Origin of the sequence: Petrotoga miotherma DSM 10691, assembly GCF_002895605.1 — a bacterium.
Lineage (GTDB): Bacteria > Thermotogota > Thermotogae > Petrotogales > Petrotogaceae > Petrotoga > Petrotoga miotherma.
Window position 1 is genome coordinate 20,529 of the sequence record NZ_AZRM01000045.1, and the last position, 25,959, is coordinate 46,487.

The following is a 25,959-nucleotide window of genomic DNA, read 5'->3' on the forward strand; positions in this document are numbered from 1 at the left end:
TTGAAAAAAGATGGTTTGTATTATCTTTTAACGAAGAAAGATACGATGAAGCAGTTTCTTTAAACATCGAAGCATTTAAGGTTTTAAAAACTATTCCACATCCTTCTGGCATGGTGCAGGCTTTAAACAATATATCTTGGTGGTTGAAAGATATTAACAAAGAAAAGGCTTTAGCTTTTACTTTACCATTGGGATTTTATCTTGGTTACTATTTCGATGATGATAACTTTAAAGTTTTCAATTCCCTTGATACTGTGTTTCAAGTACAGAAGAATAATAACGACCCTCTGGTTTATGAGACCGCCTTTATCTTTTCGAGGTGTTTATCTCAACTAAACAAATCTGAAAGTGAACCGATAAAAAATACTTTTAAAGATATCATTAACCAATTAAAGTACTATGTATTCAATTTGGATAACAACCAACACAGAGGTACACCAAAGCTGAGAGATTTCATAAGGAAAGAGATAGGAAAAGAAAAGATACCCATAGACTCAATGAACATTTCTGAAAAAACGTTGAAAGAGTTTTTATTTGAAGAGACACAGTACATTCAACCAAGTACCTTGAGAAACATAATAGATGCTCTTGAGTTTGAAATCGATACATCCACACCTATATGTATAATCAAAGAATTGAAAAAGAAGGATATAGATAAGAAGTTTGAGATAAACCTTGAAAAGTTTAAGAACTTTCCAAAAGAAAGACAAATATCAGAACTCTTTACATCTTACCTCGTTCATTACTACAAAGAAAAGATTGATCTAAAAAAGATAATTAAAGAGATAGAAGATGACAGTTTAATTGAAGAAAGATGTGATTACTACACGAAAGAGTTAGTAAACTCTATCTTTGAAAGAAATCCAAAGATAGAGTTTAATTCTTTACTAACAAACGTTCAAGAACCAAAAATCCACACAAACAAAAATATAACCTTCAATGAACATCCTTTTTATTTGGGAAGGAAAGAAGTTGTAAAAAGGTTTATGAAAGACTTAAATAAAAAGAATTTAAAAGAGTTCATTGAAAATTACATTGGTCTTAATGCAAGACAAAAAAAGACGATAGAAAAGTTCATAATGAATTACGGTAGGTACTATGATTTAAAAGATATACCAAAAGAATTCACACCGAAAGTACCAAAAGAGATTAATTCATTCGTGAAAAAATATACGTTGAAAAGAAAACCTTCTGCTATTTCTTTTTATGTTTTTGAAGGGGAAGAAAGAGAAGAGTTGGTGGAAATAGTCAAGGCTTTTGAAATTTAGAGGTTCTATCTTTTGAAACGTAGAATTCTAACAATTTCCACAACCTATTTTGGGTTATATTAAACTTTTTAGCCAACCCGACTACCATCATGTGGTTATTTTAGTCCTATGTTCATATTTCACTTTTTCTACCCATACTTCTTACAAGCAAGCTAAATTTTATAAACTATGAAAAATTTTTCATATTTTAATTATTTTGGTAATATTTGCTTTTAATTGGTCTTAATCGTTTATAATTCCTTCAGATAAGCCGTAAACGAACTTGATAAAAATCTAATTTTGTGGAATACTATTAATATGATGATTTGCGTCAAACTTGCAAACAAAAAGCACTTTTTTCAAATTAAAATTTATTACTTGTGTATTAAGATAAAATGTGATAAAATATATAAGGAGATTATTTGGGAAAGTATTGTTAGTGTGTAACAATTCTAATAAATCTGTAAAGGAGGTAGAGGTATGAAAAAGGTTTTTATTGTTCTTATGGTTACTTTGATGGGTGTTTTTGCCTTTACTCAGGTGAAAAACCCTGATATGATTTTCGATGCCACACTAAGTGAACCAGATACTTTAGACCCTCACCATGCTTACGACACTTCTAGTGGTGAAGTTATTTTCAACGTATATGACAACTTGGTAGCATACGATGGTGAAAGTATGAGTAAGTTTGTTCCTATGCTCTCAACGGTTGTCCCTACAGTTGAAAATGGTTATTTGAGAGACGGTGGAACAACATATGTCTTTCCAATAAGAGAAGGTGTAAAATTCCACAACGGTAACGATTTAACCCCTGAAGATGTCGAATACACCTTCGAAAGAGCACTATTATACAACCCACCTGGAGGACCAGTATGGATGTACTTAGATCCTATGTTTGGTGTTTTCAGTATTAGAACGTTGGTAGAAGATTACGTAGGTGCTTCATGGGATACTATATTTGATAGTGAGATGAATCCTACATCTCCTGAATACGAAGAGGCTCTAGTTAATTTCTATAATGACGTGATAGATCCTGCGGTAGAAGTTCAAGGTAATGAAGTTCTTGTCCATTTGGCAAGACCTTTCGCCCCATTTTTGAATGTAATTGCTTCTGGAAGTAGTTGGGGTTCGATATTAGATAAAGAATACTCTGTGGAATTAGGCATTTGGGATGGAAATGCCGAAGGTTGGTGGAAGTATCACGGATGGACAAAAGAGCAGTCTCCATACTTTGACCATGCGATGGGAACAGGTCCGTATAAATTGGTCGAATGGGATCACGCTCAACAAAGGGTAACGCTCGAACGATTCGACGATTACTGGAAGGGTCCCGCCCCAATAAGAAGAGTAATCATTCAAGGTATAGACGAATGGTCGACGAGAAGAGCTATGCTTGAAACAGGTGATGCTGACATAGCTTATGTTCCTGCTCAATATTTAGATGTTGTACTTTCTATGGATGGTTTGACCGTTATCCCTGGCACACCTGAGGTTTCAATCACCTCTTTAGGGTTCAATTGGCAAGTTGATCCAGAGTCGCCATACATTGGTTCAGGTCAATTGGATGGAAACGGTATTCCACCAGATTTCTTTGCAGATCATAATGTTAGATTAGGTTTTGCTTATGCCTTTGATTATGATGGTATGATAAATGAAGTTTTGAACGGTTTGGGTGAAAAAGTTCCTACCGCTTTACCAACTGGATTCTTAGGGTTCGACGAAGATCTCCCAACATACGAATTGGATCTGCAAAAGGCTGAAAATTACTTCAAACGGGCTTATCAAGGTAGATTATGGCAAACAGGTTTCAATATGACTATTCTTTACAATACAGGAAACGATTCAAGGAGAGTATCTGCAGAAATATTGAGGGATAATTTAGCAAAGATAAATCCTAGATTCCAAGTTGAAGTTAGAGGGGTTCAATGGCCAACTTACTTAGATGAAAGAGAAAATATGATGCTTCCAGTTTACATCATAGGTTGGGTTGCGGATTTTCCAGATCCACATAACTTTATTTTCACCTATTATCACAGCGAAGGTGATTACGGAGGATTCTACGGCGATAACTTTGCGGAATTTGCAAGCTTGCCAAGACCAGAATTTGGTGGAAAATCATTGAACAAAATGATAGAAGATGCAGCCCTTGAATCTGATCCTGCTAAAAGAGAGCAAATGTACATAGATATTCAAGAATTTGTTTTTGATTACGCTCTTGTTTTACCACTTTATCAGCCACAAGGGTTGAGGGTCCATCGTTCTTGGCTAAAAGGATGGATAAATAATCCAATTTGGCCAGGTGACTATTATTATAACTATACTAAGGTAGAGTAATAATTCTGCTAAAATATTGTGAAAAGAAAGTTTTTTGTAGTAGAATGTGAAGAGAGGGGGGTTCCCCTCTCTTTTTAAGTGATTACTTAATAAGTATAAATAACAGAGCGGAGGTGTTTGCTTTTGACCACATACATTATGAGAAGGTTGTTATTACTCCCTTTGATTATGTTGGGCGTTACATTGATAGTTTTTTCTATGCAACAATTACTGGGACCACTGAAACTTTTATCTACTTACGTTGATCCAAATACTTATGCCAAGTTATCTGATCAAGATAAAATTGCTTTGATGGAGCAGTATGGATTGACCGATCCTTGGCCTGTTAGATACGGCAAATGGATAGGGAATTTGTTCAAAGGTGATCTTGGTTGGTCTGTAGTGGGGAAAGAGCCTGTTATTGATGCTTTATTACACAGATTTCCCTATACAGTAGAATTAGCACTATATGCTCTTTTCCCTATAATAGGAGTTGGTATATGGTTTGGGGTTACTGCTGCAGTTCATCATAATTCATTCATAGATCAAGTTATTAGAATATTTGCTTTAATTGGTTGGTCTTTGCCAGATTTTGTTTGGGCAATCCTTGTCTTATTGATATTTTATATTGGCTTGGGATGGTTTCCTCCAGGTAACCTAAGTTTATGGGCAGATGAAATTGTAAAAAGTGCCACCTTTAATAACTATACTCATCTTTTGACTATAGATGCATTACTCAATGGAAGAATTGATATATTTTGGGATGCTTTAAGACATATTATAGGTCCAATTATTGCTATATCTTGGCTATGGTGGGCTAATCTACTGAGGATCACCCGATCTTCTATGTTGGAAGTTCTTAGAAGAGATTACATAAGAACTGCAAGATCAAAAGGGTTACCAGAAAAATTAGTTATAAACAAGCATGCTAGAAGAAATGCCTTGATCCCTGTTGTAACAACCGCGGGTCAAATGGTCATCGGTTTATTGGCGGGAGTTGTTATAGTAGAGATGGTTTTTGTTAGAACAGGTTTAGGATCCTTCGCTGCAACAGCCGCTCAACAATTGGATTATGCTTCTATAATGGGTGTTCTATTATTTACTTCTTTCATACTTATTGTAGGAAATCTTATAATCGATGTATCTTACGCATTTATCGATCCAAGAATTAGGTTAGGGTGAGGTGGAAATTGTGAATGAAGAAACAAAAAGGGCTTTAAAACGCTTTTTTACAAATCCTTCTGCTATCATAGGTTTTTCTATATTGGTATTTTTCATAATTATAGCGATACTGGCACCAGTAATAGCACCTCCTCAATTACCAAACGAAAGAAACTTGGAAAGAGCCCGTGAACAAATAAATGAAGATCCAACGGGAAATAAAGATTCTATTATTCAAGAGTTTAAAAACTATTGGGAAGACACATATTTTTTTGCTGAAATGGACTATCAAGATATGTCAAAATTGATGGAAAGTGTTGAAAAGTTTGAAAATGGGGAGATTGAAAAAGAAGAATTAAAATCTGAAATTAAAGGATTAGTTGATATGTATGTTCTAAATAGGTCCTACTACGAAGATTTTGATGAAGATACTAATGGTGTAATTAGAAGGTTGAGAAATGAATATGAAAACGTAGTTGAAAGGTATGAAAGGTCTTTAAGATTTTCAGAAATGATCAGCGATCTTCAATCACTCAATGGACAAGATTTCAAAAATGAAGCTTTAAACGTTTATGAAACATTAAACAAAGATTTCTTGAACTCAATTGAATTCAATCCGTTCTTGATTCCCAACGTAGTTTCAACGTTAGAGCCTATACCACCATCTCCTGAACATCCCTTTGGGGTAGTAAATCAAAAGGATATCTTTTACGGTGTTGTTTGGGGAAGTAGAACCGCTTTTCAAATAGGGTTGGTGGTAGTTTTAATTTCAACTATCGTAGGGCTTTTTATAGGTTCAGTAGCTGCCTATTTTGGTGGTTGGCTCGAAGAAGTTCTGATGAGAATCACGGATATCTTTATGTCAATACCTTTTATGCTTGCAGCTATGGTTTTAACAACTATTTTAGGTCTTGGAGTTAGAAATATGATGATCGCCTTGATAATTTTTGGTTGGATGGTCACAGCCAGGTTGATCAGAGGGAATATACTTCAAGCCAAAAATGAGCAGTACGTTATGGCTGCGAAAGCTCTTGGGGTAAGGGATGCGGCAATTATAGTCAAACATATCTTACCTAATACGATATTTCCAGTTTTGATAAATGCTACTATGAGGATCGGATCAATGGTTATCACTGCAGCAGCTCTAAGTTTCTTGGGTTTAGGTGCCCCACAAGGATACGCCGATTGGGGATCAATATTATCATATTCCCGCGACTGGATCATTGGGGGTACAAATCCAGGACAGTACTGGTTCACGATCTTATATCCTGGTGTGGCTATGATTCTTTTTGTCATGGGTTGGAATTTACTAGGAGATGCCCTAAGAGATGTTTTTGATCCGAGAATGAGACGATAAAGTGAGAGGAGGAAGCTTTTTGAAAGATAACAATAGCAAACCTATACTTCGTGTTGATAATTTGCATGTTCATTTTAAGACAGAGGATGGTATAATAAAGGCGGTCAATGGAGCCAGTTTTGATCTTTATCCAGGTGAAACGTTGGCAATAGTGGGAGAATCTGGTTCAGGCAAAACAGTTACTGCGCTAAGCACTATAAGGTTACTAGACGAAAATGGATGGATCGCTGAAGGAGAAATACAGTACAAAGATATGGATGTTTTATCTTTATCGGACAATCATCTCCGAAGGATACGTGGTAATGAGATTTCCATGATCTTCCAGGAACCTATGACCGCTTTAAACCCAGTCTACACGATTGGGGAACAAATCATGGAATCTCTTGAATTGCATCTTAAGATTAGTGAAAAAGAAGGGAAAAAAAGAGCGATTGATTTATTAAGAAAAGTTGATATTCCTGAACCAGAAAGGCGAATTGACCAATATCCTCATGAATTGTCCGGTGGAATGAGACAGAGAGCCATGATCGCTATGGCGTTAGCTTGCAACCCTTCCATCCTCATAGCAGATGAGCCAACTACCGCATTGGATGTTACCATACAGGCACAGATACTGGAACTCATGAAGGATTTACAAAATGAGTTTAAAATGTCTATAATTTTTATTACACATGACCTTGGAGTTATTGCTGAGATGGCTGATAGGGCGATAGTTATGTATGGTGGAGAAGTGGTTGAAAGTGGTGACATCAAAACCATTTTTAAAAGGCCACGTCATCCTTATACATGGGGGTTGATGAATTCTATTCCCAGGATAGACAAAGAAGAGGAGAGGTTGCTTTCTATTCCTGGAGTAGTTCCAAACCCCTTGAACTTTCCAAAGGGTTGTAAATTTTCAAATAGGTGTTTCTTTGCTGACCAAAAATGTGTAGATGAAGATCCCAACTTGGAAGAAGTAGAACCTCGCCATTTTTCCCGTTGTTGGCACATAGACAAATTATTGGATGAAATGAACAAAGTCAAAGAAGGTGAAGTATAGTGCCAAATAGTGACAAAGTAATCTTAAAAGTTGAAAATTTAAAAAAATATTTTCCTGTTAGAGCAGGGGTCTTCAAAAGAACCGTTGCTCATGTATTAGCTGTAGACGATATTAGCTTTGCAATAAAAGAAGGAGAAACTCTGGGGCTTGTTGGTGAATCCGGTTGTGGTAAAAGTACAACAGGTATGACAATCCTAAGATTATACGAACCAACAGACGGACGAATTATAATGGGAGAACAAGACACTACACCATGGTTCATGAGAGGTACCACCATTAATAAGTATGTTAAAACGATTTATGCTGAAAGATTTGAGAAAATGAAAAAAGAATTAGGTTCAGAAGAAGAAGTAATTAAGAAATTAGATAATGAAATAGATAAAAAATACGCCCAGTTATATTTTCATGATGGGGTAAGAGAAATAAAGAAAGATTTGTTATCTAATTTGGACGAAAAAAGAAGAGCCTTTAGAAAAAATGCACAAGTCATCTTTCAAGACCCATATTCTTCTTTAAATCCAAGAATGAGAGTCCTGGATATCATAGGAGAAGGTATGAAAGTGAATAAAATGGGTACATCTTCTGAAATAAGGGATAGAGTTGCCAACTTAATGGAAACAGTAGGATTATCCAAAGATTACGTTTATAGATATCCCCACCAATTTTCTGGTGGACAAAGACAAAGAATAGGGATAGCACGTGCTTTGGCATTGGATCCAAAATTAATCATTTCTGATGAAGCTGTTTCCGCTTTAGATGTTTCCATTCAATCTCAGATCATAAATTTAATGGTTGACTTGAAAAACGATTATGGCTTAACCTATGTTTTTATAGCTCACGATTTGGCCGTTGTGAAACACATAAGCGACAGAATAGCGGTTATGTATCTAGGAAAGATAGCTGAATTAACAACGAAAAAAGAGCTCTTTGAAGAGCCTTTGCATCCTTATACGGTATCCTTGATGTCTGCTATTCCAATACCAGATCCGGAAGTTAAGAAGAAAAGAGTGGTTTTACAAGGGGATGTACCCAGCCCTCTAAATCCACCTTCAGGTTGTAGGTTTCATCCTCGTTGTCCAATTGCTAAGGATATTTGTAGCAAAGAAGAACCACCACTTAAAGAAATTAAACCAGGTCATTATGTATCATGTCATTTCCCGGGAGAGTTTAAAATTTAAAAGCTTGGGTTTTACCCAAGCTTTTAAATATCTTAAATTTCTCCTTTTTCGTTTAATTTTAGATCTATTTTTTTCTCCAACTTTTGTAGTATGACCGGAAGATATCTGTCTTTTAATTTTTTTCTATCGTACTGATGAATTAAAAAATAAGTAATTCCCATTCCTAAAATTCCAGCCAAGAAAGAGAAGATATCTGAAAAGCTCAAAGTATAAAGTATGGAAATTATAGACAAGAAAACGATTAAAGGAATCCCATAAGCTAAAAAAGAAAGTTTCACTACTGGAACTTCGGGCATTTCTACAACTACCTTATCTCCTTTTTTTACATCGACCTTTTCAGTGTTTTTAGCTTTTAAATTCAGCTCGTTTGAGCCACCTAATAGCGTACAACCACCTTTCATTGCACAACTTTCACATTCTTGTGTCCTTGTGGTTCTCAAATATACGTAATTCTCATCTTTATCGATAACATCCATTACTTCTCTCATCATTTAATACCTCCAATCCATTATGACATATGTCTAAAACAGTTACTTTATACTTTTGCCCAAGATGAGAAAGAAATTTAACCATTTCATTCTCAATATTTTTATAATCTCCATCTAAAATTCCCATGATCGTGGGTCCAGAGCCACTCAAGAAATAACCCTTTGCACCTATTTTCATTAATTTAGACGTTATTTCTTCCCAGTAGGGGACAAAATCTTTACGATATGGCTGATGGATTTTATCTTTCGTGGCTTCTGACAAATTTTCAAAATGCGCGGTTACAAGCGAGGCTACGAGAAGGCCAACTCTACTTATATTAAACACCGCATCTTCAATGGGCACATTTTGGGGTAAAAGTGAACGGGCTTTTTTTGTAGAAAAATGAAAATCAGGGATAATAGCTAATAATTTCAACTGAGTTGGTAAATCCATTTTTACATATTTAACTTCTTTTTCCAACAAACTTCCTACAGTCAATCCTCCAACCAATGCAGGTAAAATATTGTCCGTATGCCCATCCATTGTAGCTGCTAAATACATTATCTCTTCTTTCTTCAAAGGATTATTAAACAGCTCATTGGCAGCCACCAGACCTCCAACTATGCAAGCTGCGCTACTTCCCAAGCCTCTTGCTATGGGTATATTATTTATGAGGTTTATTCGAAGGCCTTGCGGGTGAATATTTACTGCGTCAAACAGTCGCTTCATCGCCTGATAAACTAAATTATGTTCATTACTTTCTATATATTCTTGATCCTCAATTGGTACATTAATTTCAAGCGAATCGTTGATTTCTTCCACTTCTATGATATTGTACAATCGTAAGGATATCCCTAAACTATCAAATCCTGGTCCTATGTTCGCTGTAGTAGCTGGCACTTTCACTCTGATCATTTCTTCAGCCCTTTCATTATTAGTTATCTAAAATTAAGTTTACTTTTAACATTGTTGATAACAGAGTTTTCACACGAAAAGTATGTTTTTATAATGTTCCTGTATATATTGATTATTTTTTTGCAGTTTTCGTTTAACTCATCTTCTTTGATTTTTCCATCAAAAAATTCGTTCAACAATTCTTCTTCTTTTTCGTTCATACGAAGTTGGCCTCCTCTATCAATTGTCTCAATTTTTTCCTAGCATAATGCAGCTTACTTTTCACCGTTCCCAAAGGGATTTCCATTATATCGGAAATTTCATTGTAACTCAGTCCATCAATATCCCTTAACTTAATCAATAACCTTTCTTCATCGTCAAGTTTTTCCATTATGTTTAAAATCATTTGGTAATCGAGTTCTTCTAAAACTTCATTTTTTACGTTAGTATCGGAAATTGCTTGGATATTATGATTTTGATCTGTTTCATCTTCGAAATCCACAGAAGTTTCTTTACTTCTTTTATATTTGCGAGAATAATTTTTACCAACATTGACAGCTATTCTATAAATCCACGTAGACAACTTCGATTTGCCTTTAAATCCATTTACCCCTTTAACAATTCTTATAAACACTTCTTGAAGTGCATCTTCTATTTCATTATGGTTAACGTAATTTTTTAAAACTCCGTAAATTTTTGGCGCATACTCTTCGTATAATTTTTTAAACGCATCGGGATCATTTTTTTTAAGATCTTCTACGAATTTTTCCTCTGTCAATTTGACTCTCTCCCATAATAAATTGTTCATTTTATTATACCATAAATTGTTAGGTAGATTCTTTGAAAAATTTTTCTTTGAAATTTTTTTCATAGTTGACAAAAATGTCGATAATTGGTCCTAAATTCATATAATTGCTTCTAATCGTCTAAGAATAGATTTCTTTGAATTTGAAACTTTGAGAAAAAAAGGATAAAATATTTATATAAAATAAAAGTGAAGTTTTATAGTTTCTAGAAAGAGTGAAACAATAAGAAAAAGGAGGATTTCAAAGATGGAAGAAACAAAGAAGGTAAGCTTGTACGATAACGCAGTTAAGCAATTTGACAGAGCCGCTAGAATCATGGAATTAGATAGAAATTTAAGAGAAGTATTAATCAAGCCAAAGAGAGAACTTACGGTTAATTTCCCAGTATGTATGGATGATGGATCAATCAAAGTTTTTACGGGTTACAGAGTACAACACAATGTCTCCAGGGGTCCGGCAAAAGGTGGAATTAGGTACCATCCAGATGTTACATTAGACGAAGTTAAAGCATTAGCCTTTTGGATGACGTGGAAGTCCGCAGTGGTGGATATCCCCTATGGTGGAGCTAAAGGTGGAGTTACAGTGGACCCTTTTAAACTTTCAGATTCAGAATTAGAGAAGTTATCGCGAAGATTCTTCTCTGAGATTCAAATCATAATAGGTGAAGAAAAAGATATCCCCGCCCCAGATGTAAACACTGATGGTCAAATAATGTCTTGGTGGATGGATACGTATTCGATGAATGTTGGACACACTACTTTAGGCATAGTTACGGGGAAGCCTTTAGAGATTGGAGGTTCTGAAGGAAGAACAGAGGCCACTGGAAGAGGAGTAAATATATGTATTGAGGAAGCTGTAAAGTATTTGACAGACAAGGGTAAGCTAAATAAAAAAGACGAAGCAATAACTGTTGCCATTCAAGGATTTGGTAACGTTGGTTCTTACTTAGCTTTGACTCTCACGGAAGAAACTAAATATAGATTAGTTGCAATATCTGATTATAGTGGCGGTTTTTATAAAGAATCTGGTTTTACAGCAGAAGAGATTCGAAGACTAATGGATAGAACTAGAAATAGAAAAGCCTTGTTATTGGATGTTAACGAAGAAGGTTATAAAGAGATAACCAACGAAGAGTTATTGAAGCTAGATGTTGATGTTTTTGCCCCTTGTGCTATGGAAAATGCAATTAATGAAAATAATGCAGATGATATAAGGGCAAAACTCATTGTTGAAGGAGCCAATGGGCCATTAACTCCAGAAGCAGACGATATCTTGTTGTCCAAAAATGTCTTCATAGTACCGGATTTCTTAGCAAATGCCGGTGGCGTGACGGTTTCGTACTTCGAGTGGGTACAAGGACTCCAGTGGAACTTTTGGGAACTTGAAGATATTAGAAAAGCCCTTCATAAAAAGATGAAGAATGCATTTTGTGACGTTGCTCAAACAATGGATAAGTATGAAGTCGATATGCGAACAGCTGCATATGTGAGAGCTATCGAACGTGTAGCAAACGCTACAAAGTTAAGAGGCATTTATCCATGATTATAAAATAACAAAAATTACCCCTTTCTTAACTATTTAGAAAGGGGTAATTTTTTGGTTACTTAGGTTAAGTAAAATAGAATAGGTTTATTTAATAAAGGGGTGGTAAAATGGCTTTTACCTTAATTTCTGTATTTATAAACGCTACGATTGGTTTTTTTCTAGTTGATATGCTGCTTTGGATTTTGTCACTACTAATCTTAAGTATTATACTGTACATTTCCTGGAAAAAAAGTATGTACAGCAAATTGGGTAACTTTATTTTGTTAGTAGGGATTTTATTTTCTCTTTTTGGTTATTTAAATAATTTTGATCCGTCTTATTTTTATTTGTTGATTAACCTTTCTGCCTTTTTTGCTGTTCTTTATACAGCGTTTAACAAAAAAATATTAATTATTCTATCTTGGATGTTGAATGGTTTTTCCCTAGGTTACATCATTGCTTCTTTGAGAAACTTAAATTTGGGCATTGTATTTGGCATAATTATTTTCCTTATAGGATTAAGAGATGTTTTTTTGCCTAAAAAGTTTGACGAACATTTAAATGACTAATTCTTGTATTGTAGAAGCTAACCTTTTTATCCCCTCTTCAATACTTTCTTCATTTGCACAGGAATAATTTAATCTCAAGGTATTTACATTTTTCTTATCAATGTAAAAAGGGTCTCCGGGGACGAAGGCAACCTTTTTTTCAATAGCTTTGTCAAACAGCTCAAGAGCCGAGATGTTGTTAGGCAAAGTTACCCAAAGAAACATTCCTCCTTGTGGATTCGTATATTCTACATCTTTGGGGAAATATTTTTTAATACTGTCTGTCATTGCATTTTTTTGTGAACCATACCTCATTTTTATGTTCATTATATGTTTGTCTAGGTCGTTCTCTTTCACGAACTGGTATATTATTCTTTGCCCTACATAATTAGAATGGAGATCAGCCCCTTGCTTAGCGGTTACAAGATTTTCCAATACATCTTTGGGAGCAACTACCCAACCCAGCCTAAATCCTGGGGCAACAATTTTTGAGAATGATCCTAAAAGTATCGTTTGTTCAGGTATCAATTTTTTGAATGAAACACTATCTTCCCCTTCAAATCTTAACTCTCCATATGGGTCATCTTCTATAAGGTAAATGTTGTGCCTTTTCAACAAGTCAGCTATCTTTTCTCTATTTTTATTTGTATAAGTAATACCCGAAGGATTTTGAAAATTGGGGACAGTGTAAAGTAATTTTGGTGAAAATTCTTCTAAAACATCTTCTAATTCTTCTAAATCAAGCCCTTCTTGGCATAGTTTTACAGTTTTAAAATTTTTTGTGTATACTGATAATGCTTGTATGGCTCCTAAGTATCCAGGTTCTTCAATTGCAATGAAATCATCTTCATTCAAAAATAATTTACCGAGTAAGTCAAGGGCTTGTTGAGAACCATGAGTTATTAAGACATCATCTTGTGTAATATTTAAATCCTTCTTTTCCATGTACCTATTGGCGATAAATTCTCTTAAAGGTGGATATCCTTCTGTGGAACTGTATTGAAGTATCTCTTTACCGTGATTATCAAACTGGTAAACAGCGGCATTTTTTATCTCGTCTACTGGAAATAAATCAGGATTTGGTAAACCGCCTGCAAATGAAATTATTTCGGGGTCATCAACTACTTTAAGTATCTCTCTTATAAAAGAACGTGGAACGTTTTTCATACGATTAGCGTATATATTTTCCATTTTTTATCTCCTCCTGAGAAATTTTTATAGCCTTTAGAAATCTTAAAACTTAATTTAGCGCTCCTTCGCCAAACATTAAGGGGTAAACCCCTTAAGATCCCCAAATTCGCGTAACATCATTTGCCCAGCAAATGAGAATATGGAAATTGTTTCTAAGGCATTATATAGAACCATTTTGCACAAAGGTCCAAAAAAACATGGTTTGCACACTGCAGCAAACAGGGCTCCGCCCTTCAATCCTTTTAAAATCAAAATCTTATATTTCTGAAGTGTCTGAAAGTTTTGTTAGTTTTCTTTAACAGGGAACAAATTATCTACAAACAAGCCATATTCCACACTGTCTAACAATGCTTTCCAACTGGCTTGAATTATGTTAGTTGAAACACCCACAGTAGTCCAAGTTTTATCGGTGTCTGAAGTTTCTATTAAGACCCGCACCTTTGCAGCGGTTCCAGAAGCACTGTCCAGCACCCTTACTTTGTAATCTATCAATTTCATGTTTTTTAGGGAAGGAAAAAAGTCTTCTAAAGCCTTTCGCAATGCCATATCTAACGCATTCACAGGTCCGTCGCCTTCAGCAACAGCATGGACAGTTTCATCATTTATTTTTAATTTGACAATGGCTTCGGTTCCCGTGCCTTTACCAAAATTGTAATGAAGAATGTTGAAATTCTCCACTTGAAAATTTGGGGCGTAGTCAAAAAATTCTCTTAATACTAAGAGTTTCAAAGAAGCATCTGCACCTTCAAATTGATATCCATCATGCTCATATTCCTTGATCTTCAATGTTAACTTTTTGAACTGTTCTTCAGAAAATTGTGTAATATCAAAGCCCAATTCTTCCAACTTTGATTTCAAATTGCTTTTTCCTGATAACTCAGAAACTAATATCCTTCTAGTGTTTCCAACCCATTCCGGAGATATGTGTTCGTAAGTGAGAGGATTTTTAAGAATGGCGCTAACATGGACGCCACCTTTATGTGTGAATGCGCTTCTTCCCACGTAAGGGATCCTGTTGTCAGGAGTTAAGTTAGCAACTTCAAATACGTAATTATAAAGTGAAGTTGTTTTTTCTACATTTATTTTCGGTAATCTAAATCCGTATTTAAACTTCAAATTAGGTATTATAATACAAAGGTCTGCATTACCACATCTTTCCCCTAAGCCTCCAACCGTTCCTTGTATTTGTTCAACTCCTTCTTGTAAGGCTGTAAGAGAATTTGCTACAGCTAGACCGGAATCGTTGTGGGCATGAATGCCCAAAGGTATTTTTATTCTTTCTTTTACCACTTCTATTGCCTCTTTTATCTTTGAAGGGGTTTGCCCCCCATTTGTGTCACATAAAACAACAATTGAAGCACCGGAGTTTTGTGCAACTTCCAAGGTTTTAAGGGCATATTGTTGATTATGGTTAAAACCATCAAAAAAGTGTTCAGCATCAAAAAAGACTTCTATACCTTTTCTTTTTAAGAAGGTTATCGTATCTTCTATGAGTTTCAGGTTGTCATCAAGAGAAATGCCCAAGGCTTGAGATACATGGAAGTCCCAGCTTTTTGCAAATATAGTAACGATTTTTGCCCCAGAAGAAACTAATTTTAAAATATTCGGATCATCTTCTGCTTTTATTCCGTATCTTTTTGTAGAGCTAAATGCAACTATTTCACTGTTTTTGAATGACATATTTTGAACCTTTTTAAAGAACTCTTCATCTTTAGGATTGGATCCCGGCCAACCACCTTCAATGTAGTCTATTCCGTATTCATCTAATTTTTTGGCTATCTTTAATTTATCTTCCACAGTTAAAGAAACATTCTCACCTTGGGTTCCATCTCTTAAAGTGGTATCAAACAATTTAGGTTCTTTCAATTCGGTTCACCCTCTTTTTAAGATTTTAACAATTTCGTCTCCTACTTCACTGGTGCTTAAATTTCCTCCCATGTCTTGAGAAAGTAAGTTTTCTTGGATAGAGATCTTAATTGAATCTTCAATCTTTTCAGCTAAATCTTTTCTTCCGAAATATTCTAACATCATAGCTGCAGCTAAAATAGCAGCTATAGGATTGGCAATACCTTTACCAGCAATATCGGGAGCTGAACCATGAACGGGTTCAAACATAGAAACACTGTTAGGATTAATATTTCCTGAGGCAGCTAACCCCATGCCTCCCTGAAGTTCTGCACCCAAATCTGTGATGATGTCTCCAAACATATTGCAGGTTACTATCACATCAAAAATTTCGGGATTTCGTACCATTTTCATCGTTATAGCATCCACGTAATAATGATCAGTCTGAACTTCTGGATATTCTTTCTTTAACTCTTCAAACACCCTTAACCATAAGCCGTGAGAATAAGTTAGTACGTTACTTTTATCACAGAGTGTTAGTTTCCCCTTGAGATTTTTTGCATACTCGAATGCGTAACGGATGATGCGCTCTACACCTTTTCTAGTTGAAATCATCTCTTGTATCGCTACTTCGTCTTGAGTATCTTTTTTTAAAATTCCACCAATACCTGCATAAAGTCCTTCTGTATTTTCTCTTATTACTGTAAAATTGATCTCATTAACGCCCTTCTTCTTCAAAGGAGAAAACCTGTCGTTTAGTAGTTTTATTGGCCTTAAATTGACGTATTGATCAAAATGAAATCGTAATTTTAATAGTATCCCATGTTCTAATATACCTGATGGTACTCTTGGATCTCCCACTGCACCCAAATATATGGCATCGAAGGTTTCTAATTGTTTCAATAGAGAATCTGGAATTAATTCTCCAGATTTTAGATAGCGTTCGGCTCCAACCTCGAACTCTTCAAATTTAAGATTCAAATTATACTTTTCTCCCATAAAATTTAATATTTTAAGACCTTCGTTGATTACTTCCTTCCCAATTCCATCCCCTGGTAGAACAGCTATCGACGGCATCTATTGAGCGACCTCCTTTTTGATCTTCTCTATCAATCCTCCGGAAGATATTATTTCTTGAAGAAATTTGGGGTATTTCTCTGAATAGTATTCTTTATTGTTTTTTAGATCTTTGATGATTCCATTGTCTAAATCTATCTCTATTTCCGAACCATCTTCTATATTATGGGAAGCTTCTTTAGAAATAAGTATAGGTAATCCAATATTGATAGCGTTTCGATAAAAAATCCTTGCAAAGCTTTCTGCTATGACACAAGAAACACCTGCCGCCTTAATCGATAATGGAGCATGCTCACGAGAGCTTCCAGAACCAAAGTTCCTTCCGGCTACTATAATGTCTCCTTTTTTAACTTTTTTTACGAAATCTTTATCTATATCTTCCATACAATGTTGTGCCAATATTTCTGGTTCAGGGTTGTTTAGATATCTAGCTGGTATAATAACATCGGTATCAACGTTGTCACCGTATTTGAAAACTCTCCCTCTGAATTTCACCTTATAACCTCCTCAGGATGGGTAATGTATCCACTAACAGCAGAAGCTGCCGCCACCGCAGGATTGGATAAATAAACTTCACTTTCTGGATGCCCCATCCTTCCAACAAAATTCCTGTTAGTTGTAGAGATTGCTCTTTCACCTTTTGCCAAAACTCCCATATGGCCACCAAGGCAAGGTCCGCACGTTGGTGTACTTACGGCGGCTCCCGCTTCGATGAATATTTCAATTAAGCCTTCTTTTAGTGCCTGCATGTATATATCTTGGGTGCCAGGAAAAATAATACATCTTACATCAGGGTTGATTTTATGTCCCTTAAGCACGTGAGCAGCAATTCTTAAATCTTCTATTCTTCCGTTAGTGCAAGAACCAATTACAGATTGATCTATTTTTATCCCCTTTGCTTCATTAACAGGTTTGGTGTTTTCTGGCAAATGTGGGAAAGCCACCTGTGGTTCAATACTTGATACATCATATTCGATAACTTCTTCATAAGAAGCATCGGGATCGCTACTTACCGGTGTATATTCTCTTACTACCCTTTCTTTTAAGTACTCTTTGGTTTTTTCATCGTATTCAAATAATCCACATTTTGCCCCTGCTTCTATCGCCATGTTTGCCATAGTCATTCTCGAATCCATAGAAAGATCTTTGATCGTTTCTCCAGTAAACTCAATAGATTTATACAGGGCTCCGTCTACTCCTATATCTCCTATCGTGTAAAGTATCAGATCCTTCCCACTGACCCATGGGTTTAACTTCCCCTTGTATACAATCTTTATACTTTCTGGGACACGAAACCATAAGTAACCGGTAGCCATTGCGGCAGCCATGTCGGTGCTTCCAACACCTGTACCTAAACAGTTAAGTGCCCCATAGGTACACGTATGTGAATCTGCTCCTACAACGATTTCACCTGGTAAGGCTAGTCCTTTTTCAGGTATTAGACAGTGTTCTATTCCCATCTTACCTATCTCAAAATAATTAAGAATATTCATCTCTTTTGCAAAATTTCTTATAAATAAAGCATTTTGCGCAGATTTTATATCTTTATTTGGGGTAAAATGATCTGGAACTATTGCAACCCTTTCATTATCAAATACTTTAGATAAACCTATTTTTCTAAATTCTTTGATGGCAACAGGAGTTGTTACATCGTTCCCAAGCACTAAATCTACTCTTGCATTAACAATCTCTCCAGGTTTAACTTCACTTTTATTTGAATGAGACGCAAGAATCTTCTCTACAATAGTCATTTCTTTACTTCCTCGCTTTATTATTTTATTTTTTTGCTGTTTGGAGTTTTTTAGTCATGTATTTATTCAACGCATTTAGATAGGCCAAAGTACTTGCTTGGGTAATATCTGTTTCAACAGAATGCCCAACGTATACATCTTCTCCAATTTTGAGTTTAACGGTTGTTTCTCCTAAGGCGTCGGTCCCCTCTGTAACGCCTTCTATCTTATACGAAATCAAAGTGATATTTTCTTCTTCAGCGATTTCGTTTATGGCTTTAAATATGGCATCTATTGGTCCGTCTCCACTGCAAGCCGCTTTTTCTATCAAATCTTCTCCTCTTGCTATTTTTATAGTCGCTGTCGGTAGTGTAGTGTTTCCAGTAGTAACGGATAAATATTTGAGTTTGAAATAATCCTCCGTTTTATATAGTTCGTCGTTTATCAATGCTTCAACATCAAGCGGATTTAAATTCTTTTTTTTACTGGCTAGATCTTTGAATTTAATGAATAACTTTTCAAAGGTTTGTTCATCCACGGTGTAACCAGATGATATTAAGAACTCCTTTAAGGCATGTCTTCCCGAATGTTTCCCTAATATTAGTTTATTTGAATTCAACCCTATACTTTCTGCTTTCATTATTTCGTAAGTAGTTCTTTCTTTGATAACACCATCTTGATGAATACCAGATTCATGTGCAAAGGCATTTTTACCTACTATTGCTTTATTAGGTTGAATAACCATTCCAGTAAATTGTGAAACCATGTTGCTTAATTTCAAAATCTTAGTTATATCCTGCGTTACGACTAAATCTTCAAAATAATCTTTCCTGGTAACTAATGCCATTAAAACTTCTTCTAAGGCGGCGTTTCCTGCCCTTTCTCCTATTCCGTTGACTGCAACCTCCGCCTGATCGGCACCCTCTTTCAGAGCAATAAGTGTGTTAGCAGTTGCCATCCCTAAATCGTTGTGGCAATGTACGCTTAATTCAATCTTTTCTATATTCCTTGTGTTTTCTTTTATCTTCTTAATAAATTCACCAAATTCTTGAGGAATTGCATATCCCACAGTATCAGGCACGTTAATTACCGACGCACCAGCTTCGATGACTTTTTCAAAGAGTTTGTACAAAAACTCTAACTCGCTTCTTGAAGCATCTTCTGCTGAAAATTCAACGTTATTAGTATACTTTGCTGCATACTTCACGGCCTCAACTGCTCTTTCCATAACTTGCTCTTCATTCATTTGCAGCTTATATTTCATGTGAATAGGAGAAGTGGCAATGAACACATGAATTCTTGGTTGTTCTGCTTCCTGAAGTGCTTCCCAAGCACAATCGATATCTTTGTAGTTCGCCCTTGCTAAAGCGGCGATCTCAACATCTCTGATTTTTTGGGCGATGTTTTTCACACTTTCAAAATCACTACTTGAAGAAATAGGAAAACCAGCCTCTATTACATCAACTTTTAACAAGGAAAGCTGTTCGGCTATTGCCAACTTCTCCTCCATTGTCAAACTTACTCCTGGAGATTGTTCGCCATCCCTCAACGTAGTATCAAAAATTTTTATTTTTCTCAAATTTGATCACTCTCCCACTTGCCTATATTTTTTAGCTTTCTATCCAAGGCATCATCGCTCTCAACTTCGCTCCTACTTGTTCCAACAAAGAATTATTATCTTTTTCAGTTAAAGCGTTGAAAACAGGCCTATTGGCTTTGTTTTCTAATATCCAGTCCTTTGCAAAATTCCCATTCTGTATGTTTGCAAGTACCTCTTTCATAGTTTCTTTAACCCTATTATCGATAATTTTGGGCCCAATGGCAAGGTCTCCATATTGTGCAGTGTCACTTATAGAGTATCTCATCTTTTTTAATCCACCTTCATACAAGAGATCAACGATTAATTTAAGTTCATTCAAACATTCAAAATAGGCTATTTCTGGTTGATATCCCGCTTCAACGAGTGTTTCAAAACCTGCCTTGATAAGAGATGTAGTTCCACCACATAAGACCGCTTGTTCTCCAAATAGATCCGTTTCTGTTTCCTCTTTGAAAGTTGTTTTGATGACACCTGCTCGTGTACAACCTATTCCTTTGGCGTAAGATAAACCCAACTCTTTTGCTTTTCCTGAAAAATCTTGGTGAACAGCTAATAATCCTGGAACCCCTTTGCCTTCTAAATACATTCTTCTGACTAAATGACCAGGACTTTTAGGAGCAACCATGAATACATCAATGTTTTTTGGAGGCACAATTTGTCCAAAATGGATATTAAAACCATGAGAAAACCCAAGTGCATTACCCTCGTCTAAGTTGGGTTCTATGTCTTTTTTGTATACCTCACTCTGAACTTCATCAGGGATCAATACTTGAATAATATCTCCTTTTTTAACTGCTTCAGATGTTTCGTATACTTCAAAACCATCTTTTTGGGCAGTTTCTTTGCTTTTACTATCTTTCTTCAAACCTATAATTACTTTTAATCCGCTATCTTTAAGATTTTGTGCCTGAGCATGACCCTGACTTCCATAACCCAAAACCGCAATAGTTTTTCCCTTCAATAAACCTAAGTCTGCATCCTTTTCATAGAATGTTTCCACCATACACTATCACTCCTTAATTTTTATGAATTTGTCAAAACGTTATTGTTCATTTCTCTATCTATAGCTACAATCCCTGTTCTCACAACTTCTTTAATGCCAAAATCCTTCATTATTTCGATAAAGGCATTTATTTTATTTTCATCCCCCGTAATTTCAACTGTTATTGTGTCAAGGGAAAAATCGACAACCTTACCCCTAAAAACGTCGACCACCTGAATAACTTGGCTTCTTTGATTTTTTCCACAATTTACCTTAATTATCGCCATATCCCTCTCTATCATATTGCTTTGATTCAACTCAGTGATCTTTATAACATCTATAAGTTTGTAAAGTTGTTTTTTTACTTGTTCTAATGTATCTGTATTTGCTTCGACAACTATCGTCATTCGCGAATACTCCGGTAATTCAGTTTCACCTACATTTAAACTCAGTATGTTAAAATTTCTCCTACTGAATAGACCAGATATCCTTGCCAAAACTGCAGGTTGATTATTCACCGTTACTGATAAGATGTGTCTCATGCAACCTCCCCCTGTTTTTCCTTTTCTCTCTTTTTCTTTTTTAGTTCCAACATCTCATTGATCGATGCCCCTTCTGGAACCATTGGGAATACGTTCTCATCTTGAGGAATAATGACGTCCAGTAAAACTGGGCCATCATAATTTAGAACCTCTTTCAAAGCCATCTCTACATCGTTTGTTTGATCGATTCTTAACGATTTTATTCCATAAGCCTGAGCCAATTTAACGAAATCAGGATTTTCAAGTATAGTGCCGGAATATCTTTCATCAAAAAATAACTCTTGCCACTGTCTTACCATCCCTAAGGTTCCATTGTTTAAAATGATTATTTTTACTGGGAGCCTGTTGGAACTTATTGTAGCTAACTCCTGGAGATTCATTTGAAAACTTCCGTCACCAGATATGTTGATAACCGTTTTATTGGGATTTCCTACCTGAACACCCATACTGGCTGGTAAACCATATCCCATAGTTCCAAGGCCTCCTGAGGTTATGAATGACCTAGGTTTCGAAAAATGAAAGTATTGGGCTGCCCACATTTGATTTTGGCCAACTTCTGTTACTATTAAAGTATTTTCATCGGTTAACTCATCCAATTTTTCAATCAAGTATTGTGGCTTAATATTGTTATCATCGTATTCGTAGTTAAGCGGAAATCGTCTTTTCCATTCTTTTATTTTTTCTAGCCATTCTTTTCTTTCGATCGCCTTTATCAACGGAATTAATTTATCTAAAACGTTTTTTGCGTTACCAACAATGGGAATATCAACTTTGACATTTTTATTTACTTCAGCTGGATCGATATCTATATGAATGATCTTTGCATATGGAGCAAACGTTTCCAACTTCCCCGTTACCCTGTCATCAAAGCGTACTCCAATTCCTATTATCAAATCTGCTTCAGATATAGCGTAGTTGGCATACATTGTACCGTGCATTCCTAGCATCTTTAGAGAAAGCTCATGATCTTCTGGAAAAGCCCCAAGACCCATAAGAGATGTAACTACTGGTATCCTTCCCTTTATTGCCATATTTGTCAGTTCTTCTGAAGCATTAGAATTTATAACTCCTCCACCGGCAAAGATAACTGGCCTCTGGGATGTATTAATCGCCTCGGCAGCCAATTTTATTTGCATGTAGTTACCTTCGTATGTTGGCTGATATCCTGGGAGATTAACGCTTTGAGGATACATGAAATCAGCGTGAGATTTAAGAACATCCACTGGTAAATCTACCAATACTGGACCTGGTCTACCAGTTCTGGCTATGTAAAAAGCTTCTTTTATAGTTTTAGCTAAATCCTTTACATTTGTTACCATGTAATTGTGCTTGGTTACAGGCAAGGTTATTCCTCTTATGTCTATTTCTTGGAATGAGTCTGTACCTATTAGACTCGTCGGAGCTTGACCTGTAAAAGCTACAACTGGTACGGAATCCATGTACGCAGTAGCTAGTCCGGTAACTAGGTTAGTAGCTCCAGGCCCAGAAGTAGCTATACACACTCCAACTTTCCCCGTACTCCTTGCATAACCGTCTGCAGCATGCGCAGCGCCTTGTTCATGACGTACTAATATATGTTTTATAGGAGCGTCGTAGAGTTCATCATAAAGTGGGATAACCTTCCCTCCTGGATATCCAAATACGACCTCAACCTTTTCCCTCAAAAGAGATTCAACGAATATTCTTGCCCCGGAATGAATCGGCATAAAATCACCTCTCTAATTTTTTTATTCTAAAAACGCCCCTTTATCCGCTGATTGTACAAATCTACTGTACCTATCTAAATACCCATTTGTTTTTGGAAGTATCGGTTTAAAAGTATTCAATCTTGCTTGTAATTCTTCTTCTGATATTTTTAAATTTAGAGTCTTTTCTGGTATGTTTATCGATACCATATCCCCATCCCTTACAACCCCTATTGGACCTCCTGCCGCAGCTTCGGGAGATACATGACCTATGGCAGAGCCGCGTGTTGCTCCTGAGAATCTACCATCGGTGATCAGGGCAACCTTCTTATCCAATCCCATACCAGCTAATGCAGAAGTAGGTGCTAACATCTCTCTCATACCTGGCCCTCCCTTTGGACCTTCGTATAGGATAACTACTACATCTCCTTCTTTAATTTTCCCCCCATAAATAGCTTTGATGGTTTCTTCTTCTTTGTTGAAAACCTTTGCAGGTCCTTCATGTACCAACATCTCATCCGATACAGCTATCTGTTTAACAATTGCCCCGTTGGGAGCTATATTGCCTTTTAACACCGCTAGTCCTCCATCTTTATGGTACGGATTATCTATAGGCCTTATCAATTCATGGTTGACATAACCAACGGTTTTGAGATTTTCACCTAAGGTTTTTCCTGTTACGGTCAAACAGTCTAGATGGAGCAAATTCTTTTTTGACAATTCTTTTAGTACAGCAGGAATACCACCGGCGTAATATAAATCTTCAATGTGATGAATTCCTGCGGGAGTTAAACTACATAGGTGTGGGGTTTTGGAACTAATTTTATTAATAATATCTATGTCGAAATCGATTCCGGCTTCGTGAACGATTGCGGGCAAATGTAAAGCGGTGTTGGTAGAACAACCTAAAGCCATGTCTAGAGTAAAGGCGTTTTCTACAGTTTTTTCGGTGAATATATCCAACGGTTTAATGTCTTTAGCTACTAACTCCATTATTTTTTCTCCACTTTTTGTTGCCAAAGCCCTCCTACTAGAAAAAACTGCCGGAATCGTCCCATTTCCCGGCAGTGCAAGTCCTAAAACCTCTGTTAGGCAATTCATTGAATTGGCAGTAAACATCCCAGCACAAGACCCATACCCAGGACAGGCAGTCATTTCCATTTCACTTAACTCTTCATCAGAAATCTTATTGGCAACTCTCGCACCAACAGCTTCAAACATATCATGTAAATCGATTTTTCTTCCTCTGTAATTCCCCGCAAGCATTGGACCTCCACTTACAACTATCGCAGGAATATTTAACCTCAAAGCGGCCATTAGCATCCCTGGAACGATCTTATCGCAGTTGGGAATAAGGACCAATCCATCGAATTTGTAGGCTCTAGCTACAGATTCTATAGAATCTGCGATCAACTCTCTACTCGGTAATGAATAGTTCATACCGCTGTGTCCCATAGCGATACCATCACAGATTCCTATCGTTGAAAAAGCTAAAGGTAAACCTCCAGCTGCGTATACGCCATTTTTTACACTCTCACATATTTCATTCAAATGTTTATGTCCTGGTATTATATCGTTCGCAGAGTTAGCTATACCTATTATAGGTTTATCGATCTCTTCTTTTGTCAACCCTAAGGCATAAAGCAAAGAACGATGTGGAGCTTTTGATACTCCTTTTTTAATTTCGTCGCTTCTTTGTTTATTATCGCTCATATAATCCTCCCTTTCCATAAAGTTTAAAAATGTTGAAAAAATCCCCGGTAGAATTCATTCCCGTTCTTTCCACTTTGGATAACATCCAAGAATTTTAAAGAAAGAACTCATTTTTTCTAATTTATCTAATGCTGTTATTACATCTTTATCTTCTATATAACCTTCAAAATCTATATAAAAAGAATATTCACCTAATTGCTTTTTGGTTGGCCTCGACTCGATCCTTGTTAGATTGATATTCTTTTCTTTGAAAGTTTTTAACATGTTGTAAAGGACCCCAGGTTTATTGTGTTTTGGAGAGCATATTATCGAGGTTTTGTAATTTTGTTCTGGATCTTCAAACTTTGTAAAGCTATCGGAATTTGCAATCACAAAAAAACGGGTTGAGTTACTTTTTGAGTCTTGAATATCTTTAGCTAAAACTTTTAAATTATAGATATTAACAATATTTTCTGAACCTATAGCGGCACTTTTTGGCACATTTTTTATCATTTCGCAGGCATTTGCGGTACTTGCGGTAAATATAACTTCAGGATTATTCAATCTATTTTTTATAAACTTACCACATTGTCCAATAGCTTGTTGATGAGAAAAAAGCTTTTTAATCTCTGCCAACTCTAAACTTTCATAAGATAGAAGATAATGCTTAATTGGAACAACACACTCTCCCACTACCTGAATATCAGATTTCTCGAATAAAAGATCCATTGTAATATTAACTGAGCCTTCCACGGAATTTTCAATAGGTACAACTCCAAAATCTACTTCTTTACTTTGAACCATTTCAAAAACATCTGAAATAGATTGTAATGGAATCAAAGAAACATTTTCACTAAAATATTTCATCGCGGCAATTTCACTAAAAGTCCCTTTTGGTCCTAAATAACCACATTTTAAAGTCTGATCCTTTTTCAAGACATCTAACTCCTTGAACTCAAAAATATTACGAAAATATTTTCATAATTGTCAAAAAATGAAAAAAATTTCATTTATCCTAATTATTGGTAACTATTTAAGATTAGCGTAAATTATTAGCGATTATACTCTAAAATCTCCTTT

The 25,959-nt window shown here is 35.9% G+C and carries 22 protein-coding genes and 2 pseudogenes; 9 read left to right on the forward strand and 15 right to left on the reverse strand.

Annotation, left to right across the window (positions count from 1 at the left end):
- Positions 1–110: 110 nt before the first annotated feature.
- The 7 genes and pseudogenes from X928_RS08055 to X928_RS08080 all read left to right on the forward strand — a co-directional run bounded on the left by X928_RS08055 (position 111) and on the right by X928_RS08080 (position 8,295).
- Positions 111–1,268, forward strand: a complete 1,158-nt coding sequence (locus X928_RS08055; RefSeq protein WP_245857213.1) for a hypothetical protein — start codon at positions 111–113, stop codon at positions 1,266–1,268.
- Positions 1,269–1,727: 459 nt separating this feature from the next.
- Positions 1,728–3,581: an ABC transporter substrate-binding protein gene (locus tag X928_RS08060; protein WP_103079268.1), complete on the forward strand. Its 1,854-nt coding sequence runs from the start codon at positions 1,728–1,730 to the stop codon at positions 3,579–3,581.
- A gap of 123 nt (positions 3,582–3,704) precedes the next feature.
- Positions 3,705–4,742 carry an ABC transporter permease gene (locus X928_RS08065; RefSeq protein ID WP_103079269.1) on the forward strand — a complete coding sequence of 346 codons (1,038 nt, stop codon included), beginning with the start codon at positions 3,705–3,707 and terminating at the stop codon, positions 4,740–4,742.
- A 10-nt stretch (positions 4,743–4,752) separates the two neighbouring features.
- Positions 4,753–4,887, forward strand: a pseudogene (locus X928_RS10375) (ABC transporter permease); the annotation flags it as partial.
- Between the two features lie 447 nt (positions 4,888–5,334).
- Positions 5,335–6,078 (forward strand): annotated as a pseudogene (locus X928_RS10380) (ABC transporter permease); the annotation flags it as partial.
- Positions 6,079–6,097: 19 nt separating this feature from the next.
- Positions 6,098–7,117 (forward strand): ABC transporter ATP-binding protein, encoded by a 1,020-nt coding sequence (locus tag X928_RS08075; RefSeq protein ID WP_103079271.1) that lies wholly within the window; start codon positions 6,098–6,100, stop codon positions 7,115–7,117.
- Positions 7,117–8,295, forward strand: a complete 1,179-nt coding sequence (locus X928_RS08080) for an ABC transporter ATP-binding protein (protein ID WP_103079272.1) — start codon at positions 7,117–7,119, stop codon at positions 8,293–8,295. Before X928_RS08075 ends, X928_RS08080 begins: the two co-directional genes overlap by 1 nt.
- A gap of 32 nt (positions 8,296–8,327) precedes the next feature.
- Here X928_RS08080 and X928_RS08085 read toward each other — a convergent pair whose 3' ends face one another.
- Genes X928_RS08085 through X928_RS08095 form a run of 4 tightly spaced genes read right to left on the reverse strand, consistent with a single transcriptional unit; the run spans position 8,328 to position 10,435 of the window.
- Positions 8,328–8,786: a SoxR reducing system RseC family protein gene (locus tag X928_RS08085; protein ID WP_103079273.1), complete on the reverse strand. Its 459-nt coding sequence runs from the start codon at positions 8,784–8,786 to the stop codon at positions 8,328–8,330.
- Entirely contained in the window at positions 8,755–9,678 is a 924-nt protein-coding gene (gene thrB, locus X928_RS08090) for a homoserine kinase (RefSeq protein ID WP_103079274.1), read from the reverse strand. Before thrB ends, X928_RS08085 begins: the two co-directional genes overlap by 32 nt.
- A 23-nt stretch (positions 9,679–9,701) precedes the next feature.
- Entirely contained in the window at positions 9,702–9,878 is a 177-nt protein-coding gene (locus X928_RS10120; RefSeq protein WP_169926354.1) for a hypothetical protein, read from the reverse strand.
- Complete coding sequence (locus X928_RS08095) at positions 9,875–10,435, reverse strand: RNA polymerase sigma factor (protein ID WP_103079275.1); 561 nt, start codon at positions 10,433–10,435, stop codon at positions 9,875–9,877. Before X928_RS08095 ends, X928_RS10120 begins: the two co-directional genes overlap by 4 nt.
- 274 nt (positions 10,436–10,709) lie before the next feature.
- On the opposite strand from X928_RS08095, the gene X928_RS08100 reads away from it, so the two are divergent.
- Positions 10,710–12,005 (forward strand): Glu/Leu/Phe/Val family dehydrogenase, encoded by a 1,296-nt coding sequence (locus X928_RS08100; RefSeq protein ID WP_103079276.1) that lies wholly within the window; start codon positions 10,710–10,712, stop codon positions 12,003–12,005.
- Positions 12,006–12,115: 110 nt separating this feature from the next.
- On the forward strand, positions 12,116–12,556 hold the full coding sequence (locus X928_RS08105) for a hypothetical protein (RefSeq protein WP_103079277.1): 441 nt from the start codon (positions 12,116–12,118) through the stop codon (positions 12,554–12,556).
- Here the strand turns inward: X928_RS08105 and X928_RS08110 are convergent.
- From X928_RS08110 to pheA, 11 genes are all read right to left on the reverse strand, one after another.
- Complete coding sequence (locus X928_RS08110; RefSeq protein WP_103079278.1) at positions 12,545–13,726, reverse strand: aminotransferase-like domain-containing protein; 1,182 nt, start codon at positions 13,724–13,726, stop codon at positions 12,545–12,547. The two genes, X928_RS08105 and X928_RS08110, sit on opposite strands and share 12 nt — an antisense overlap.
- A 285-nt stretch (positions 13,727–14,011) precedes the next feature.
- Positions 14,012–15,592 carry a citramalate synthase gene (cimA, locus tag X928_RS08115; RefSeq protein WP_103077177.1) on the reverse strand — a complete coding sequence of 527 codons (1,581 nt, stop codon included), beginning with the start codon at positions 15,590–15,592 and terminating at the stop codon, positions 14,012–14,014.
- 6 nt (positions 15,593–15,598) lie between these two features.
- The gene (locus X928_RS08120) at positions 15,599–16,648 is read right to left on the reverse strand and encodes a 3-isopropylmalate dehydrogenase (protein WP_103079279.1); all 1,050 of its coding nucleotides are present in this window, start codon (positions 16,646–16,648) and stop codon (positions 15,599–15,601) included.
- The gene (leuD, locus tag X928_RS08125; RefSeq protein ID WP_103079280.1) at positions 16,649–17,143 is read right to left on the reverse strand and encodes a 3-isopropylmalate dehydratase small subunit; all 495 of its coding nucleotides are present in this window, start codon (positions 17,141–17,143) and stop codon (positions 16,649–16,651) included.
- The gene (gene leuC / locus X928_RS08130; protein WP_103079281.1) at positions 17,140–18,399 is read right to left on the reverse strand and encodes a 3-isopropylmalate dehydratase large subunit; all 1,260 of its coding nucleotides are present in this window, start codon (positions 18,397–18,399) and stop codon (positions 17,140–17,142) included. Before leuC ends, leuD begins: the two co-directional genes overlap by 4 nt.
- Positions 18,400–18,424: 25 nt before the next feature.
- Positions 18,425–19,957 carry a 2-isopropylmalate synthase gene (locus X928_RS08135; protein ID WP_103079282.1) on the reverse strand — a complete coding sequence of 511 codons (1,533 nt, stop codon included), beginning with the start codon at positions 19,955–19,957 and terminating at the stop codon, positions 18,425–18,427.
- A 31-nt stretch (positions 19,958–19,988) separates the two neighbouring features.
- Positions 19,989–20,981, reverse strand: coding sequence for a ketol-acid reductoisomerase (gene ilvC / locus X928_RS08140; protein ID WP_103079283.1), 993 nt, complete (start codon positions 20,979–20,981; stop codon positions 19,989–19,991).
- Between the two features lie 20 nt (positions 20,982–21,001).
- A complete protein-coding gene (ilvN, locus tag X928_RS08145) occupies positions 21,002–21,502 on the reverse strand; it encodes an acetolactate synthase small subunit (protein ID WP_103079284.1) in 501 nt (166 codons plus the stop codon).
- Positions 21,499–23,208 (reverse strand): biosynthetic-type acetolactate synthase large subunit, encoded by a 1,710-nt coding sequence (ilvB, locus tag X928_RS08150; RefSeq protein ID WP_103079285.1) that lies wholly within the window; start codon positions 23,206–23,208, stop codon positions 21,499–21,501. The genes ilvN and ilvB overlap by 4 nt, the downstream gene beginning before the upstream one ends.
- A gap of 21 nt (positions 23,209–23,229) precedes the next feature.
- A complete protein-coding gene (ilvD, locus tag X928_RS08155) occupies positions 23,230–24,900 on the reverse strand; it encodes a dihydroxy-acid dehydratase (protein ID WP_103079286.1) in 1,671 nt (556 codons plus the stop codon).
- A 54-nt stretch (positions 24,901–24,954) separates the two neighbouring features.
- Positions 24,955–25,815 (reverse strand): prephenate dehydratase, encoded by an 861-nt coding sequence (pheA, locus tag X928_RS08160; RefSeq protein ID WP_169926355.1) that lies wholly within the window; start codon positions 25,813–25,815, stop codon positions 24,955–24,957.
- Between the last annotated feature and the right edge of the window lie 144 nt (positions 25,816–25,959).

Coding starts and splice junctions, on each gene's coding strand:
- X928_RS08055 (WP_245857213.1), top strand. CDS start 111: ATGGTGCAGGCTTTAAACAATATATCTTGGTGGTTGAAAGATATTAAC.
- X928_RS08060 (WP_103079268.1), top strand. CDS start 1,728: ATGAAAAAGGTTTTTATTGTTCTTATGGTTACTTTGATGGGTGTTTTT.
- X928_RS08085 (WP_103079273.1), bottom strand. CDS start 8,786: ATGATGAGAGAAGTAATGGATGTTATCGATAAAGATGAGAATTACGTA.
- thrB (WP_103079274.1), bottom strand. CDS start 9,678: ATGATCAGAGTGAAAGTGCCAGCTACTACAGCGAACATAGGACCAGGA.
- X928_RS10120 (WP_169926354.1), bottom strand. CDS start 9,878: ATGAACGAAAAAGAAGAAGAATTGTTGAACGAATTTTTTGATGGAAAA.
- X928_RS08100 (WP_103079276.1), top strand. CDS start 10,710: ATGGAAGAAACAAAGAAGGTAAGCTTGTACGATAACGCAGTTAAGCAA.
- X928_RS08105 (WP_103079277.1), top strand. CDS start 12,116: ATGGCTTTTACCTTAATTTCTGTATTTATAAACGCTACGATTGGTTTT.
- X928_RS08110 (WP_103079278.1), bottom strand. CDS start 13,726: ATGGAAAATATATACGCTAATCGTATGAAAAACGTTCCACGTTCTTTT.
- X928_RS08120 (WP_103079279.1), bottom strand. CDS start 16,648: ATGCCGTCGATAGCTGTTCTACCAGGGGATGGAATTGGGAAGGAAGTA.
- leuC (WP_103079281.1), bottom strand. CDS start 18,399: ATGACTATTGTAGAGAAGATTCTTGCGTCTCATTCAAATAAAAGTGAA.
- ilvC (WP_103079283.1), bottom strand. CDS start 20,981: ATGGTGGAAACATTCTATGAAAAGGATGCAGACTTAGGTTTATTGAAG.
- ilvN (WP_103079284.1), bottom strand. CDS start 21,502: ATGAGACACATCTTATCAGTAACGGTGAATAATCAACCTGCAGTTTTG.
- ilvB (WP_103079285.1), bottom strand. CDS start 23,208: ATGCCGATTCATTCCGGGGCAAGAATATTCGTTGAATCTCTTTTGAGG.
- ilvD (WP_103079286.1), bottom strand. CDS start 24,900: ATGAGCGATAATAAACAAAGAAGCGACGAAATTAAAAAAGGAGTATCA.